Origin of the sequence: Pantoea sp. EKM10T, assembly GCF_011800685.1 — a bacterium.
Taxonomy (GTDB): Bacteria; Pseudomonadota; Gammaproteobacteria; order Enterobacterales; family Enterobacteriaceae; genus Pantoea; species Pantoea agglomerans.
The window spans coordinates 635,395-652,007 of sequence record NZ_JAALEU010000001.1 but is presented as its reverse complement, the minus strand read 5'-3'; the positions used below and the strand labels follow the sequence as shown (position 1 = coordinate 652,007).

The window sequence follows — 16,613 nt, the reverse complement described above, 5'->3', positions numbered from 1 at the left end:
TGTATGAATCCTTTCAATCTTCCGGTCGATGACCTTGAGCGCCGGGCGCGGGCAATCCGCCGCCGCATCATCCAGCTTAACGCGGGCAGCCCGGCAGGCGGTCATACCGGCGCTGACCTGTCACAGGTAGAGATCCTCACTGCGCTCTACTTCCGCATTCTGAACTGCGCCCCGGATCGCACAGACGACGATCAGCGTGACATCTATATCCAGTCCAAAGGGCATGCGGTGGGGGGCTATTACTGCGTGCTGGCGGAAGCGGGCTACTTCCCGACCGACTGGCTGGCAACCTATCAGCATGCCGACTCGCATCTGCCCGGCCATCCGGTACGGCAGAAAACGCCGGGCGTTGAGCTGAACACCGGCGCGCTGGGTCACGGCCTGCCGGTGGCGGTGGGCATCGCTATCGCGGCGAAAAAAGATAACAGCCCGCGCCGCATCTTTGTGGTGACCGGCGATGGTGAACTGGCTGAAGGCAGCAACTGGGAGGCGGCGCTGGTGGCGGCGCATTACGGCCTCGACAACCTGATCATCATCAATGACAAAAACAAGCTGCAACTGGCGGGCGCGACCCGCGACATCATGAACACCGATCCGCTGCCGGAAAAATGGCGCGCCTTCGGGCTGGAGGTCACCGAATGCAACGGCAATGATATGGCGGCGGTGGTCGACACCATTGAAAACCTGCCGAAGAACGGCAAACCGCAGGTGATTGTGGCGCATACCGAGAAGGGATTTGGCGTCTCCTTTATCCAGAGCAAGGCGGAATGGCATCACCGGGTGCCGAAAGGCGAAGAGATCGCACTGGCACTGGAGGAACTGAAAGATGAGTAATGCACAACATTTAGCAAGCGTCATGGTCACGGCCTTTATCGACGCGGTGAATCGCGGTGTGGATCTGGTGCCGGTGGTAGCCGACTCCACGTCGACGGCCAAAATCGCCCCCTTTATCAAGGCGTTTCCCGACCGGCTGATTAACGTCGGCATCGCTGAGCAGACGCTGGTGGGCACGGCGGCCGGTCTGGCGCTGGGCGGCAAGGTCGCGGTGACCTGTAACGCTGCGCCATTTCTGGTGTCACGCGCCAATGAGCAGGTAAAAGTCGACGTCTGCTACAACAACACCAACGTCAAACTGTTCGGGCTGAATGCCGGGACCAGCTATGGCCCGTTAGCCAGCACGCATCACAGCATTGATGACATCGCGGTGATGCGCGGTTTCGGCAACATCGAGATCTATGCGCCTTCCTGTCCGCTGGAGTGCCGTCAGATCATCGATTACGCCCTTGAGCATATCGGGCCGGTCTATATCCGTCTGGATGGCAAAGATCTGCCGCAGCTGCACGAAGAAAGCTACCAGTTCAGGCCGGGCGCGATCGACCTGTTGCGTGAAGGCAGCGACATCGCACTGGTGGCGATGGGCTCAACGGTTCACGAGGTGGTTCACGCTGCTGAGCAACTGGCTGAGCAGGGCATTTCAGCCGGTGTGATCGCGGTTCCATCGATTCGACCTTGTGATACCCAACAGCTGCGCAACCTGTTAAATCACTACCCAGCGGTGATTACCGTAGAGGAGCATAACGTTAATGGCGGTGTCGGCAGCCTGGTGGCCGAAGTGCTGGCGGAAGGCGGCTGCGGCATCCCGCTGTTGCGGCTCGGCATTGCAGATGGGGAATATGCAATTGCCGGCGATCGCGCCTCTACCCGTGCCCATCATGGCATTGATGCCAGTAGCGTGGTGAACAGTGCAGCGCGCATCTGCGCAGGAGCATAAACATGGTGGGACCCCTGATTCTGGCGATCGACGAAGGCACTACCAATGCTAAAGCGATTGCGGTTGATCGCGATGGCCGTGTGGTGGCACGCGGCAGCCAGAGCTTAACCCTGCAACATCCGCTACCGGGACTGGCTGAGCAGGACCCTGTGGCGATCTGGCAGGCGGTAAAAGAGGCCATTACCCATTGCCTGGCAGCCTGTGGTGGCGCGCCTGTCGCGGCTGTGGCGATCAGTAATCAGCGCGAGTCGGTGCTGATCTGGCAGCGGCGTGACGGCAAGCCGCTGACGCCGCTGGTGAGCTGGCAGGATCGACGATCCGAGTCACTCTGTCGCGACCTGCATCAGGCGGGCAAAGCACCTCGCATCACCGGTTTGACCGGCCTGGCCGTTGACCCGATGTTTCCGGCCGCCAAGCTGACCGGGATGCTGGCCGCCATTCCTGACGGCGCGGCGCGGGCGGCGGCGGGTGAGCTCTGTATCGGCACGGTCGACAGCTGGCTCAGCTGGCAGCTCAGCGCGGGCGAGGTATTTATTACCGATCATGCTAACGCCTCCCGTACTCAACTCTACAGCCTGCATCTTGATGACTGGGACGACGAGCTGCTGACGCTGTTTCAACTGCCGCGCGCCGCGCTGCCGCGCATCACCGCTTCAGCCAGTGAACAGGGCGTGGTCGCGGTGAGTGATATTCCCGGCTTAGCGCCAGGCACGCCGATTCTGGCGCGCATCGGCGACTCTCATGCCGCCTTACAGGCGCAGCGGCGCGGCGAGTCTGAAGTGGTGAAAGCTACCTACGGCACCGGGTCTTCCCTGATGATGTCCATGGCGACGCCGCTGTTGACGGAAAATGGCCTCAGCACCACCGTGGCCTGGCATGACGGCACGTTGCGTTATGCCTTTGAAGGCAACATTACCCACACCGGTTCCGGTGCCGCCTGGCTGGGCAGAATGCTCGGCGTGCAGGAGCCGCGCGAGCTCACCGCGATGGCGCAGCGCTGCGACGACAATCAGGGCATCTATTTTGTCCCGGCGCTCTCTGGCCTGGGCGCGCCCTGGTGGGATCTGCAGGCGCGCGGCATGGTGTGCGGATTGACGGATGCCGCCACACCCGCCGTGCTGGCGCGGGTGGCGCTGGAGTCGATCGTCTGGCAAATCGCCGACGTCTTTTTTGCCATGGAGCAGGCCAGCGGCCAGCAGCTTCCTGCGCTCTGTGTGGATGGCAGCGCCACCGAAAATAGCTGGCTGATGCAGTTACAGGCGGATGTGTTACAGCGGCCGTTGCAGCGGGTGCCTACCGCCGAGGTCTCCGCGCTGGGCGCGGCACTGCTGGCAGGCAAAGTGCTGGGATGGTGGCAGCAGGGCAGTGATATGCAGGCGCTGCAGGGCGGCAGCGTCATCATGCCGCGTGAAGAGCACGCGCAGCGTATGCAGGAAAACTATAAAGGCTGGATTGACGCCGTTGCACGCTGTCGTTATCAGCCACATTAATCCTTATCCGGAGCAGAGCCATGTCAACACTTCCTCAGCAGTTAACCTTCGGCGTCATTATTGGCAACCGGGGTTTTTTTCCCAGCTATCTGGTGGGCGAGGCGCGCCAGCAGGCGGTCGCGCTGTTTGAAAAGATGAACATTAATACGGTGATGCTGGATGAGACCCAGACCAATCTGGGCGGCGTCGAGACGCGTCAGGAGGCGAAAACCTGCGCCGCGCTGTTTCGCCAGCATCGCGAAGCGATTCACGGCATTGTGGTGCTGCTGCCTAACTTTGGTGATGAAAAAGCCATCGCGGAAGCGCTGCGTCTCGCCGGGCTGAATGTGCCGGTGCTGGTGCAGGCCGAAGAGGACAATCTGGATAAAATGGGACTGGCGACCCGCCGCGACAGCTTCTGCGGCAAAATTTCACTCTGCAACAACCTGCGGCAATATGGCATCCCGTTTACGCTGACCCGTCAGCACGTCTGCGCCCTGAGCGGCGACGTGTTTATGCAGGATCTGCAGCGGTTCAGCCAGCTCTGTCGGGTGGTGAATGCTATGCGTCGGGTACGCGTCGGGGCAATTGGTGCCCGGCCCGCCGGATTCAACACCGTGCGCTACAGCGAAAAGCTGCTGGAGAAGATGGGCATCGCGGTGGAGACCCTGGATTTATCGGAGATCTTTACCCGCACCAACCGGCTGCGCGATGACGATATCCGCGTGGCAGAGAAGCGTGAAATCCTGGAGGCCAACGCCGATGCGCGGGGTATTCCGGGTGAAAAACTGGTGACCATGGCCAAACTGTTTGTGGTGATCAGCGAGTGGATCAGCGACAACGATATCGATACCACCGCCATCCAGTGCTGGACGTCGTTGCAGGAGAACCTGGGCATTAACGTCTGCTCAATCATGAGCGTGATGTCGGGCCAGCTGATGCCCAGCGCCTGCGAAGTGGATGTGATGGGGGCGCTGTCGATGTATGCGCTCGCCAGTTGCTCGCTGAACCCCGCCTCGCTGGCAGACTGGAACAACAACTTTGGCGACGAGCGGGACAAATGTGTGCTGTTTCACTGCGGTAATTTCGCCAGCGCCAGCCTGGAGTCAGCGACCATGGGCACGGCGGATATCATCGGCACCACCGTGGGCAAAGAGAACACCTGTGGCGCAGTGCATGGCCGCATGAAGCAGGGCGATCTGACCTATTTCCGCCTCTCTACCGACGACTTCAGCGGCGAAATCAAAGCCTATGTGGGAGAGGGAATGTCGGTCACCGATCCGCTGGACACGGTAGGTTGCCGTGCGGTGATCCAGGTGCCGCAGCTGGAGACACTGCTGGCGTGGATCTGCCGTAACGGCTTTGAGCATCATGTGGCGATGAACCACTCTGCCACGGCTGGTGTGCTGCAGGAAGCGTTCAGTGAGTATCTCGGCGTGAGCTGCTACCGGCATCAGTAAGCGGTAAGGCGGAACGGCTGAATGCAAAGGATGAAGCAGCCGGTGCGGTCACGATTCCGCCCGCACCGGCTTGTATGCGCGCCACGCCTGAAAAGAAAGGCGGGCACTGGTTTAGCGCGCCATTCTGCGCACCTCGTCATCATCATTCTGTACCGCAACCAGATCCACCGGTGGCAGATTGCCGCCGCTGAACTCCACCTGACGAATCGGGAAGGCGAAGCGGATATTTCGCTCTTCCAGTGCTGCCATCAGTTGCAGGTTAATCTCCTGCTGAATATCCATGTACTTGTTGTAATCCGCATCCAGCACAAAATAGACCACTTCGAAGGTCAGTTTTGAATCCTCAAAGGCCAGGAAGTGGGCACGGTCAAAACGGGTGGTCTCAACGCCCTGGATAATCTCTTTCACCAGCGGGCTGATCTCCCGGACCTGCTCTGACGGCGTGGCGTAGCTGATACCAAACTTAAAGACGATGCGGCGCTGCTGCATGCGCTTGTAGTTGTGGATCGTCTGCTGCAACAGAATGGTATTTGAGCAGACAATCTGCTCGCCACTCAGGCTGCGCAGTCGGGTGGTTTTCAGGCCGATATGCTCGATGGAACCGGCAATGTCACCAAAGACAATAAAATCGCCATGCTCAAACGGCTTATCAAAGCCTATCGCCAGTGAAGCAAACACATCGCTCAGTACCGTCTGAATCGCCAGCGCAATCGCGATGCCCCCGACCCCGAGACTGGCGACCAGTGCGGTAATGTTGATGCCCATGTTCGACAGAATGGCCAGGAACATCATAATCCAGACCACTACCCGCAGCAGAATACCGAGGATCACCGTAGTGACCGGGTTGCGCACGTGCAGCGGGTCACGCAGCAGGCTTTTCAGCCATAGCCGGATGCCACAGTCGAGCCACAGAGCGAGCTGTACAATCAGCGCCAGGAACCAGCCGTGCGCGATGGTTACACTCCACGACGCGGGCAGATCGACAAACTTCAGGGCAATCAGCAGCGAAAAGATCAGCAGCAGGGTCTGGCTGGTACTGCGCAATATCTCCACCAGAATCGCAGTGGCGCGAACATGCCGATGTTCGCTGTAAAAGGCAATCCGGTTGGAGATAAAGCGAATAAGAGTACGTAATATCCAGTAAATCACCAGCGTGGACACCACTATGATGGCGCTGTTTAGCCAGAGTTCCTGATTAAAAAAGAGGGAGTGAAAACGACGTGAAGAGAGCCAGTTTTCCATTGGGGAGGGTCTCCTTGCTGGGTTCCGGTTTAAAAGAAAACAAGCAAGAAGCATAGCCTGGATGCGGCCCACCTGTGTGGCGCATCCGTAAAGCGGTTACTGGAATCGGGTCGATTTATCGCGAGCCAGGCGCTCAAGGGCAAAAATAATCTGCTGAAGCTGCCGCTCCTGCGCCGGGTTCAGCGTGGCAAAACGAAAGCTCAGTCGCGGTGTGATGCGGGTTTCATTTTTGCCGGTTACCACGCTGCGCTCGCCAATGCTCAGCAGCTTTACCGGCACGTCAAAATGGCCATACTCGCCCAGCTCGACCCGGAACGGGTTGAAGCTGTCACCGTCCTGCAACCCGTCCGGCAGCGCTTCATCCACCAGCACGCCGATACCGCCCAGCGACAGATCCTGCAGACGCAGGCGCGTTTTCCTGCCATCGGGCCACACGGTATGACACCAGAACTGCGGCTCCAGCGGGGCGCAGACACGGAAAAACTCACGTCGCTGGATCTGCCACAGCAGGTCTGGCAGCGGCGCGCTGAAAGCGGGTAACCCTTCAAACTCCACGATTTCCAGCGCGGCGAGGCTGAATTCCACCTTAGCGCCGTAGGTTTCCGCAGTGATACTGAGATCGTCGCTGGTCAGGGCATAATCGTTATCCAGATTATTACTGCCGAGGTCAAACAGCAGGCGATCTTCATCGGCAGCCAGCATCCGGCTGATAAACTGCCCACGCGGAAAGCGCACCAGTAATGGCGTCTGCAATCGCAGCAGATCTTTCATAACGCCAAGAACCGCCAGCGTGCCACGTTTTAGATATTGTTCCTGGTCGGCTTCTTTCACGTCCTGCTCCACAAGGGGGGTTACTTTATTGATGCGGTTTTTTTGCCTCGTCTCGGTTATCGGCGCGGCAAAAAAAAGCTTTAGCATGCTATTCATCAATAATAACTGTGAGCAGGCAGGCATTTTTTGAAAAGCTGGTTATACTTATCGCGGTAAACCGCTTGATTAATCAGGCGTTCACGATTTAATCAAAAAAGGAAGGAGCAACAGATGGGTATTATTTCCTGGGTCGTCTTTGGCTTAATCGCAGGTATTCTGGCAAAGTGGATTATGCCGGGTAAAGACGGTGGCGGTTTCATTCTGACTATCGTTCTGGGTATTATCGGTGCAGTAGTGGGTGGCTGGATCAGTACGCTGTTTGGCTTCGGCCGCGTCGATGGGTTTAACTTCGGAAGTTTTGTGGTCGCTGTTATCGGTGCCATCGTGGTGCTGTTTATCTACCGCAAAGTACGCAGTTGACCGTAAAGGTTTAAACGAAAAAGGGGACGAAGCGATTCGTCCCCTTTTTTTATCTCTTATTTTGCTATCAGAAGTCGTAACCGACTGTCGCCATTACGCTGCGTTCCGCGCCCCAGTAGCAGTAGCCCGTGCCGTAACAGCCCGCTACATAGGTACGGTCGGTCAGGTTATTGGCGTTGACCTGCACCCATGCACCTTTCAGGCTGTTGTTCCAGACGCCGAGATCGGCCCGCACTGACGCATCAAACAGCGTAACAGACGGCACACGCGTGGTGTTTTCATTGTCCGCCCACTGTTTGCCGATGTAACGCACGCCCGCACCCGCACTCAGACCGTAATCAAACTGATAGTGACCCCAGAGTGCAGCCATGCTGTTGGGTGTGACATATGGCGTATGTCCGTCATTGCCATCCACCGACTCTTTAAAGCGCAGATGATTCAGCGTATAGCTCGCCACGGTGCTCAGACGCGGGGTTAACTGATTACGCGCTTCCAGCTCGATGCCCTGTGAATGCACTTTGCCTGATGGCGTATAAGTCGCCGTCAGCACGTCGCGGTTCGCCACATCTTTCTGCGTCAGGTCATAGACCGCCACGCTATAGAGATCGCGGGTGCCGACCGGCTGATATTTCACCCCGGCTTCATACTGCTCGGCGGTAGTCGGCTTCAGCAGGTTGTTGTTGGGATCGGTGAGCGCGGTCGGGGTAATCGCCTGGCTCCAGCTGACGTAAGGCGAGATACCGTTGTCGAAGGCATAGAGCAGTGCTGCGCGGCCGCTGATGTGATCATCCTGACGGCGATCGCTGCCGCTGTTATTGGCGACAATGCGGTCATAACGACCGGAGAGATCCAGATGCCAGCGATCCAGCTTCATCTCATCCTGCAGATAGAGGCCGGTCTGATAGTAGCGACGGGTTTTATCGGCCCAGGTGTAATCAGGCATGTCGCCAACCTGTTCACCAGTCCGTGCATTAAGCTGGTTGGCCGAGCCGCCTGCGGCAGTGATCTCATTTTTATAACGATGATACTCAGCACCCAGGGTGACGCGGTGCTCCAGCTCGCCGGTATCGAACTCCGCCTGTAAGCGGTTATCGGTGGACCAGGCCGAGAGCGACGAGCGCTCGCCAGAGTAGTAGCGGTTCAGCAGATCGGGATTCACGCTGTCCCAGCCAATCTGATAGACCTGATCGAGATCGACATTCGAGTGGCTGTAGCTGCCGGTCGAGGAGAATGACCAGACGTCGTTAAAGCGATGGGCGAAATCGAAGCTGTAGATCTGCTCGCGACGCTTGAACTGATCGAGATCGCTGTTGCCCTCATAAAAGCCGTTGCTCAGCTTGTAGCCGTTGTGTTCGGTGAGGCTGCCGTCACCCGGTACCGAACCGTGATAGCCGCCCGACGGATCCTTCTGCAGATAGGCTTTCAGGATCAGATGCGTATCTTCATCCGGCTGCCACATCAGCTGCGGCATCAGCGCATATTTCTCTTCGCGGGTGTGATCGTACTGGGTATCGCTGTTGCGGGTCACGCCGGTCAGGCGAAACGCCCACTGATCGTTGATGGCATTGGTATAGTCAAACATCGTGCCGGTGGTGGCGTTGCTGCCCGCCTGCAACTGGATGTGACCCTCTTCGCTGAACTGAGGACGCTTGGTGACCATGTTCACCAGTCCGCCCGGCACCGTCTGGCCATAAAGCGCAGAAGAGGGGCCTTTGATCACGTCGATGCGCTCAAGGAAGGCGTTATCCACCTGCAGGCCGTTGAAACTGCCGCCGTCGCTCATCAGCCGCATGCCGTCGAGGAAGGTGTTATCGACATCGCCGCCATGGAAGCCACGCAAGGCAATGGTGTCGTAACGGGTCGCGGCACCGCCGAAGTTGGTGAAGACGCCGGAGCTATAGCCCAGCGCCTGGTTCAGGGTCAGCGCGCCCTGATCCTGCATCTGCTGGCGGGTGACCACGGAAATCGATTGCGGCGTGGTGATGAGCGGACGGTCGCTTTTGGTTGCGCCCTGGCTGGTCGTCGCCAGATAGCCCTGGGTCGGCGAGGTCGAATCTTCCTGCGGTTGCGCGGTTACCACCATATCGGCAGCATAACTCAGAGCAGGCGCGGTCAGCGCCAGGGTGCATAGGGGAACATAACCTTTCAGCGACAATGACAGTTTCATCAAAATTCCTTTCTTGGCAAAGGTTCAGGCAGGTGAATAAAAGCTTTGATAGGCAATCTCATTATCATAATGAGAATTATTACCTTTTGTAAATTGGCTGCAATTTTGCCTGTTGATGAAAGAAGGTCAAGTAAAATTCGCGGAAATGAAGTGGGGATACCCCCGGCAAGGCCAGAGGTATCCAGAGTGGATTAAGGTTGTGAGGCAGACGCCTGCGGAATATCGTGGGCGCTGTTACAGGTTTTATCTTTCGGGCAGTACTTATCCAGCAGTTTAAGCGTGACGCCGTTGGTCCAGCCGAAGCCATCCTGCAGCGGATATTCACCGCCACCGCCGCCGCCGAGATTTTTGCCATCAACGACATATTTCTCCACCAGCTTATGCTCACGGTCATAGGTGTTCTGAACGTTTTGCAGGAAGCGTAATCCCACCTCTTTCGCCAGTTTTGGCTGGTTGTAGTGCTCCAGACCTTCCACAGCGACCCACTGCAGCGGTGCCCAGCCATTCGGCGCGTCCCACTGCTGACCGTTGTTCACGGTGGTGGTCACCAGACCGCCTGGTTTCAGCAGCTGTTTTTCCACTGCGCTGGCGGTGCTTTCAGCCTGCTTATCGCTGGCGACCTGCAGATAGAGCGGGAACAGCGCGGCAGCAGTCAGCTGAGGATGGACCTGCTTTTTCTGCCAGTCATAATCGGCGTACCAGTTCTGCTTGCTGTCCCACAGATAGCGGTTGATCGCCGCCTGGCGTTTCTCCGCGCGATCGGCAAACTGCTTCGCCAGATCGCTCTGCTTGTTCATCTGATAGCCTTTTGACAGGGTCTGCTCCAGATGGAACAGCAGGCTGTTGAGGTCAACCGGGGCCAGCTGCGTGGTACGAATTGTCGACAGGTTATGCGCATCGGTAAACCAGCGCGAACTGAAATCCCAGCCCGACGCCGCACCGGAACGCAGCTCCCGGTAGAGTTCGGCTTTATTCCTCTGCGGCGCTTTCTGGGCGGTGGCAATGTCATCCATCCAGGATTCTGTACGTGGCACGTCGCGCGCATCCCAGTAGCGGTTGAGCAGGCTGCCGTCCGCCAGCTTAATCACACGCTTGCTGGCTGCGCCCGCCACGACTTTATCGCTGTCTGCCATCCAGTAGTTATACTCTTTCTGCAGCTGCGGCAGATAACGGGTATAGGCTTTGCCGTTATCGTGCGTCGCCAGCAGATCGACCATCAGGCTGAAGAACGGCGGCTGTGACCGGCTCAGATAGTAGCTGCGGTTGCCGTTGGGAATGTGGCCATAGCGGTCGAGCAGCGAGGCGAAGTTATCCACCATATCCTGCACTTTATCCCAGTGCCCGCTCTCGGCCAGCCCCAGCATGGTGAAGTAGCTGTCCCAGTAATAGACTTCGCGGAAGCGCCCGCCTGGTACCACATAGGGTTTGGGCAACGGCAGCAGCGAGTCATACTGACCGGCGCTGCTGGTGGTACGCGTCAGCACCGGCCACAGGCCATCAATGTGGTCACGCAGGTTTTGTCCGGCTGGCGGCACATATTTGTCACCGGCCGCGGGCAGGGTAAAGTTGGCATCCACAAAACGCTTAAGATCGAAATTGCGCTGTTTCTTCTGCATCTGCCAGTCGGCAAGAATTGAGGCGGGATCGAATTTCGGCACCGCATCCGCAAAGGTCTTTTGATCGGGATAGAACTTCGCTTGTTGCACGGCATTAAACAGCGGTCCTAAACGAACGTCAGGCGGCTGCGGCTGATTATTCAGCATGCGACTGTTGTCGTCGGCCTGGGCAGTGAAGGCGGGTACGCTCAGCAGCAACGTGAGCAGAAAGGGCGCATAACGCTGACGCCGTGGAGCGGCGTTTACCTCAATTTTTGTCATCGGTTTTTCTCCTTGTCCGAAACGCGGCCGCGCGTAACGCATTGACCACAGGACCAACTTTAGACCTTATCTGACCACTTCACCCTGAAGCGAGCCGGAAATGTGAAGCCACGGGAATTATTTTTATGGAAAAAACCGCTTTATTACGCTGGTTTTTTCTTGCTCTCACCCTACTTTTCCCTGACGCTGAAAGAAAAAAAGGAGAGCAGGATGGAGATCATCTGGTATCACCCGTCGCAGTCTGCAGCGGCCTGGATTAACGGTTTACAACAGCGGCTGCCCCAGGCGCGGGTGCGTGCCTGGCAGCCAGGCGATAATGGTCCGGCTGATTACGCGCTGGTCCGTTCGCCCCCCACAGAAATGCTACAGGGACGCGCCACCCTGCGCGGCGTCTTTGCGCTGGGGGCAGGCGTGGACGAGATTCTGAAACAGCTGCAGCAGAACCCTGAGATGCTGCCCGACAGCGTGCCACTGTACCGGCTGGAAGATACCGGCATGGCGCGGCAGATGCAGGAGTATGCGGTTCACAGCGTACTGAGCTGGTTCCGTCGTTTTGACGACTACCGTCTCCAGCAGCAGCAACAGTGCTGGCAGCCACTGCCCGCTTACACGCGTGAAAACTTTACTATCGGCATCCTGGGGGCGGGCGTGCTGGGGCAGAGTGTGGCGGAAAGCCTTAAACCCTGGGGATTCCCGTTACGCGTCTGGAGCCGCTCACCCAAAGAAATTGATGGCGTGACCAGCTTTGCCGGTCGCGATGCATTGCCTGCCTTTCTGCAGGAGACGCGGGTGGTGATCAACCTGCTGCCGAGCACGCACGAGACCATTAATCTTATCGACCACCACTTTTTACAGCAGCTGCCGCACGGCGCTTTCTTCCTCAACATCGCGCGTGGCGCGCAGGTGGTGGAAGAAGATCTGCTGGCCGCGCTCAATAGCGGGCAGCTGAAAGCGGCGGCGCTGGATGTCTTTCAGGTTGAACCGCTGCCCGAAGCGCATCCGCTCTGGTCACATCCGCGCGTCACGATCACGCCCCATAATGCGGCGGTAACCTTGATCGACGAAGCTATCGACTACATCGCTCGCGCCATCACCCAGGACCAGGCAGGCGAGCCGCCGCAGGGCAGGGTGGATCGTCAGCGCGGCTATTAATGAACCGGCCCCGTCAGGGGCAATCAGCAGGAGAAGAGGATGTATCCGGTAGATCTGCATATGCACACCATCGCCAGCACGCATGCTTACAGCACGCTGCACGACTACGTGACTCAGGCGAAGCAAACCGGCATGAAACTGTTTGCTATTACCGATCACGGCCCCGACATGGCCGACGCGCCGCACTACTGGCACTTCATTAATATGCGCGTCTGGCCGCGCGTGATCGATGGCGTGGGTATTCTGCGCGGTATCGAAGCCAATATTAAAAATCAGCAGGGCGAAATCGACTGTTCCGGCCCGATGCTCGATGCGCTGGATTTGATCGTCGCCGGTTTTCACGAGCCGGTTTATGCGCCGCGCGACCGGAAACATCACACGGATGCGATGATCGCCGCGATGGCGGGCGGGCTGGTCCATATCATCAGTCATCCAGGCAACCCGAAATTCCCGGTCGATATCCCGGCTATCGCCGAGGCAGCCGCGCACTACGATGTGGCGCTGGAGCTGAACAACTCCTCCTTTACCCATTCGCGTCCGGGCAGTGAACCGAACTGCCGGGCTATCGCTACCGCGGTGCGCGATGCCGGTGGACGGCTGGCATTTGGCTCCGATTCCCATACGGCGTTTACGCTCGGAAATTTTGAACATTGCCTGCGCATCGCCCGCGAGGTGGAATTTCCTGAGGATCGGGTGTTAAATGTCACGCCGCGTCGCCTGCTCGACTTTCTGGAGCTGCGCAGCGGCAAACATATTGCTGAACTGGCTGACTTTTAGCGCCATGCCAGGTAAGCAACACGCTCACCATGATGAAAATCCCCGCTTTTATCTGCGGGGATATAATGACTGAGGCGAGTATTTTACCGTAACGTGTTCTCTTATCAGCCCGGAAAGGGCGTGTGGCAAGACCTGAAGCTTAAAGCTGAGAGAGCACTTAATAACTGAAAAATGGTCTCAATCGTTCGGGTTAGCAATGTCAACGGGGCGGTTCGTCCGGGCGGGTAATGGCGTAAACTTTAAGTTCTACTCTGCTCTTTATTGATCGCGTTAGATTAAAGCGTAGAATTACCACGCCTGGTAACGCGCTTTACTAATTTAATAGTTAACCATGCTAATAGCAAAGCTGAAATTATTATTGCTATGAATAATGCATTCGCTGTTGAAGGGAAAATTTGAAATGGATTTACGATTTTACCGAGCTTCATGTAAGCATCTTCCGAAAGGGTTCTGAAGATGATTTCCGGGATCACTATAAGATAAAATAGAGTAAATACGGTGTATAAAGCCAGCCACTTGATCCTTTTCATAAGCCATTCTCTTTGCATACCTTTCACTTCAGTATACAATCGTTGCATAAGGAATTCTACACAAAGGGATGAGTATGAGCATGTCTTATCTTAAGATTAAACTTCAGGCAGAGCGAACCATTGCGCTTAACTTTGAGAAGGCACTTGCTGAGTTACATCAAACAATGCTTGATACAGGAAGGGGGATTGTGTCTGGCGCTCAACGTGCAAGCGGCTATGGTTCATGCTTTTTTGATGACTACAAGGATGTTTGTAATCAACTTAAGCAGGAAGATTTGCGATACCTGAAGCAACTCAGAATGCTGTTTACCCGGCAGGACGTGGTTTTAGAGATGGTAGAAATATACTTCAGAAAAAAACTGAGCCGTATTGGTGATACAGGCATCCAGAACATACAGAGACTGTTAGCTGAAAAAGCGTCTGATTATGCTTCTGGTAAATTCTCTAAACTTGCTATAGCACAGTTAATCGCGCTCGTTATTACACAATCCCGGGATTTCAAACAGTCACATATTAATGTAATTAATGCTACAAGTTCGTATGCCGTAACCGCTTTTAAATTTTATGGTAAGTTTGAGATTGCCACAAAAGCAGCAAGAAAATTACGCTTCGATGATGCGGAGTATTACTTCGACTTATATAATGCTAATTTAGAAATGTTCTATTATTTGATTGAGCCGGAAATGTCTAAAATAATCTATTTGAAAAATTCAGGTTCCACTAGCGAAGAGCAGATTTTAAATCTACTAAACAAGATTTTAATAAAATGAAGGCGATCCTTCGCTGGCTATATGCCTGGGTAAGTCAATCCTTCTTTGGACTTATACCACCAGCGGCCGGTCTGGTCGGGGCCATTTTTTTTGTAAGCGTTTTTCCTACATATGGTCTGCTGTTCGCTTTTCTATGGATCCTTTTAATTATTTATTTTTGTGGAAAATATTTTCGCTATTACTAGTGGAGGTAAGCCCCCGTATGAAAAGTGCTTTTTATTTTATTCTATTTTTTTATGAAAATTTACGAGTTTGATTAGCCTGTTATTGCATATCTTCATTCCGCCTGGCTAATAGTTCATCAGAATCAGAAGTTGCTGGATGATGTATTCTGAAGTTTTCTATGCAAAATTAACCAGTTGCTTTAAGATTTTTTCTGAAGTATGAACTCACTTTCTGGCTGAGATAGCCAGGTGTAAGGGTGGATTACTCAGAGTCCCGGTCATCGCCGTTGTTAAGACCGCCGATGCCGGTGGACGGCTGGCATTTGGCTCCGATTCCCATACGGCGTTTACGCTCGGAAATTTTGAACATTGCCTGCGCATCGCCCGCGAGGTGGATTTTCCTGAGGATCGGGTGTTAAATGTCACGCCGCGTCGCCTGCTCGACTTTCTGGAGCAGCGCAGCGGCAAACATATTGCTGAACTGGCTGACTTTTAATTTACTTGCCTCAAGGAAATCTGACTCATGAATGAGTTTTCCATTCTGTGCCGCGTGATCGGCTCACTGTTTAATCGTCAGCCGCAGGACCCGCTGCTGGTGCCGCTGTTTACGCTGCTGCGTGAAGGCAAACTGCAGTCGCAGTGGCCGCTGGAGCAGGATGAGCTGCTGACCCGTCTGCAACAGAACAGCGATCCCCAGGCGCTGGCCGCCGATTACAACGCGCTGTTTGTTGGCAGCGATTGCAACGTGCCGCCGTACGCCTCACAGTGGCCGGAAGGCAAAACGGAGCCAGAAGTGCGTGCGTTTTTAACGTCACGCGGAATGCCGCTGAGCGATGCGCCTGCTGATCATTTTGGTGTGCTGATGCTGGCTGCGTCATGGCTGGAAGATCAGTCAGCGGAAGATGAGAGCGCGGCGCAGATGGCGCTGTTTGAAGAGTATCTGCTGCCGTGGTGCGGTGCTTTCCTGGGGAAAGTGGAAGCGCACGCGACCACCGCTTTTTATCGTACTCTTGCCATGCTGAGCCGCGAAGCGATCCAGGCGATGTACAACGAACTGCTGGATAGCAGCGAAGAGACGCCTGACGCCTGATTCACCACGTCGCCGGGTGCGTACCCGGCGCACAGTGCTGAATCATCTTTCTCAATGGGTTCTGGGGGGGATTCTCTGGATACGGCGTGCTTTTTTTCGGGCACCTGAGCCCTCTCAATCGGCTTACAGGATTAACTGCCCGGGTCGGCAGCCATACAGTTTTGCGAGACGTTCACGCGTCTTTTTCTGCGGCTTACTTTCAATACGCTCCAGTTGAGAGATCGCACTTTGCGTGGTCCCCAACTGCTGAGCCACATCATGCTGGCTAAGCCCCCGCCAGATGCGCCAGGCCGCCTGAAGACTCACTTCCTGCTCAATCATGATCCCTGCAACGTCGTGCGGGATCGTCTCATCGTCTTGCTCGTCAGCCTCCACAGGAATAGTCTCCCATTCGCCATCGCTGGCCGAGAGCAGCCTTTCATATTCCGCCACCGGCAAGACCACAAACTGGGGTTTGCCTGCTTCATCATAGATGTACTGTTTTGACATAGTTTATCCGGGTAATTGTGTGTCGCAGCAGAGGTCGTGAGTGCGTAAGGCTATGCCGGTATCCAAAAAGCTTTAGTAAGTGACGGATGTTCTTCTTGCTACCTCTGTAATTTCCAGAATCACCGGTTCGCCCCCGGTTAACGTAAAAAGGACCCGGTAGTTGCCAACCCGCAGCCGGTAGTGATTATCTCTGCCCTGCATTTTTTTAATGTCCAGTGTGACGACCGGGAAACTGACTAACTCACCCACCTTCTGGTAAATGATTTTCTGATAACGTTTGTCGATCTTCATAAGGTGCTTCAATGCCCGCCTGGACCAGTCTACCCTGACCATTCTGCACCCCGTTTCAATGAACTTCGTCCCTG

General features: G+C 55.8%; 15 protein-coding genes and 1 pseudogene. 10 read left to right on the top strand and 6 right to left on the bottom strand.

The genetic code is table 11. The features are described 5' to 3' along the window. The first annotated feature begins 3 nt into the window (after positions 1-3). The 4 genes from HFD95_RS03035 to HFD95_RS03020 are packed head-to-tail and all read left to right on the top strand — an operon-like array spanning position 4 to position 4,700. Positions 4-834 (top strand): transketolase, encoded by an 831-nt coding sequence (locus HFD95_RS03035; RefSeq protein WP_010246187.1) that lies wholly within the window; start codon positions 4-6, stop codon positions 832-834. Further along, entirely contained in the window at positions 827-1,771 is a 945-nt protein-coding gene (locus tag HFD95_RS03030) for a transketolase family protein (RefSeq protein WP_050680010.1), read from the top strand. Before HFD95_RS03035 ends, HFD95_RS03030 begins: the two co-directional genes overlap by 8 nt. Before the next feature lie 2 nt (positions 1,772-1,773). Beyond that, the gene (locus tag HFD95_RS03025; RefSeq protein ID WP_167429815.1) at positions 1,774-3,261 is read left to right on the top strand and encodes an FGGY family carbohydrate kinase; all 1,488 of its coding nucleotides are present in this window, start codon (positions 1,774-1,776) and stop codon (positions 3,259-3,261) included. Positions 3,262-3,281: 20 nt separating this feature from the next. Further along, a complete protein-coding gene (locus HFD95_RS03020) occupies positions 3,282-4,700 on the top strand; it encodes an L-fucose/L-arabinose isomerase family protein (protein ID WP_033771480.1) in 1,419 nt (472 codons plus the stop codon). A 111-nt stretch (positions 4,701-4,811) separates the two neighbouring features. Here HFD95_RS03020 and HFD95_RS03015 read toward each other — a convergent pair whose 3' ends face one another. Further along, a complete protein-coding gene (locus HFD95_RS03015) occupies positions 4,812-5,942 on the bottom strand; it encodes a mechanosensitive ion channel family protein (RefSeq protein ID WP_167429814.1) in 1,131 nt (376 codons plus the stop codon). A 96-nt stretch (positions 5,943-6,038) separates the two neighbouring features. After that, positions 6,039-6,773 carry a flagellar brake protein gene (locus HFD95_RS03010; protein WP_031592913.1) on the bottom strand — a complete coding sequence of 245 codons (735 nt, stop codon included), beginning with the start codon at positions 6,771-6,773 and terminating at the stop codon, positions 6,039-6,041. Between the two features lie 210 nt (positions 6,774-6,983). Between HFD95_RS03010 and HFD95_RS03005 the strand changes: the two genes are divergently transcribed. Next, positions 6,984-7,232 carry a GlsB/YeaQ/YmgE family stress response membrane protein gene (locus tag HFD95_RS03005; protein WP_010246168.1) on the top strand — a complete coding sequence of 83 codons (249 nt, stop codon included), beginning with the start codon at positions 6,984-6,986 and terminating at the stop codon, positions 7,230-7,232. Positions 7,233-7,299: 67 nt separating this feature from the next. Here HFD95_RS03005 and HFD95_RS03000 read toward each other — a convergent pair whose 3' ends face one another. Then, the gene (locus tag HFD95_RS03000; protein WP_033779392.1) at positions 7,300-9,399 is read right to left on the bottom strand and encodes a TonB-dependent siderophore receptor; all 2,100 of its coding nucleotides are present in this window, start codon (positions 9,397-9,399) and stop codon (positions 7,300-7,302) included. 191 nt (positions 9,400-9,590) lie between these two features. Beyond that, the gene (treA, locus tag HFD95_RS02995; RefSeq protein ID WP_167429813.1) at positions 9,591-11,276 is read right to left on the bottom strand and encodes an alpha,alpha-trehalase TreA; all 1,686 of its coding nucleotides are present in this window, start codon (positions 11,274-11,276) and stop codon (positions 9,591-9,593) included. Between the two features lie 210 nt (positions 11,277-11,486). On the opposite strand from treA, the gene ghrA reads away from it, so the two are divergent. From ghrA to HFD95_RS02970, 5 genes and pseudogenes are all read left to right on the top strand, one after another. After that, the gene (gene ghrA / locus HFD95_RS02990) at positions 11,487-12,428 is read left to right on the top strand and encodes a glyoxylate/hydroxypyruvate reductase GhrA (protein WP_010669887.1); all 942 of its coding nucleotides are present in this window, start codon (positions 11,487-11,489) and stop codon (positions 12,426-12,428) included. Positions 12,429-12,467: 39 nt separating this feature from the next. After that, positions 12,468-13,205 carry a phosphatase gene (locus tag HFD95_RS02985; RefSeq protein WP_167429812.1) on the top strand — a complete coding sequence of 246 codons (738 nt, stop codon included), beginning with the start codon at positions 12,468-12,470 and terminating at the stop codon, positions 13,203-13,205. 604 nt (positions 13,206-13,809) lie between these two features. After that, positions 13,810-14,505 carry a hypothetical protein gene (locus HFD95_RS02980; protein WP_064691199.1) on the top strand — a complete coding sequence of 232 codons (696 nt, stop codon included), beginning with the start codon at positions 13,810-13,812 and terminating at the stop codon, positions 14,503-14,505. 465 nt (positions 14,506-14,970) lie between these two features. Beyond that, a pseudogene (locus HFD95_RS02975) lies at positions 14,971-15,165 on the top strand (phosphatase); the annotation flags it as partial. Positions 15,166-15,192: 27 nt separating this feature from the next. Continuing rightward, positions 15,193-15,759 carry a molecular chaperone gene (locus HFD95_RS02970; RefSeq protein ID WP_010246159.1) on the top strand — a complete coding sequence of 189 codons (567 nt, stop codon included), beginning with the start codon at positions 15,193-15,195 and terminating at the stop codon, positions 15,757-15,759. Positions 15,760-15,882: 123 nt separating this feature from the next. Here HFD95_RS02970 and HFD95_RS02965 read toward each other — a convergent pair whose 3' ends face one another. After that, positions 15,883-16,248, bottom strand: coding sequence for a helix-turn-helix domain-containing protein (locus tag HFD95_RS02965; RefSeq protein ID WP_167429811.1), 366 nt, complete (start codon positions 16,246-16,248; stop codon positions 15,883-15,885). A 72-nt stretch (positions 16,249-16,320) separates the two neighbouring features. Next, positions 16,321-16,581: a type II toxin-antitoxin system RelE/ParE family toxin gene (locus HFD95_RS02960; protein WP_061901548.1), complete on the bottom strand. Its 261-nt coding sequence runs from the start codon at positions 16,579-16,581 to the stop codon at positions 16,321-16,323. Between the last annotated feature and the right edge of the window lie 32 nt (positions 16,582-16,613).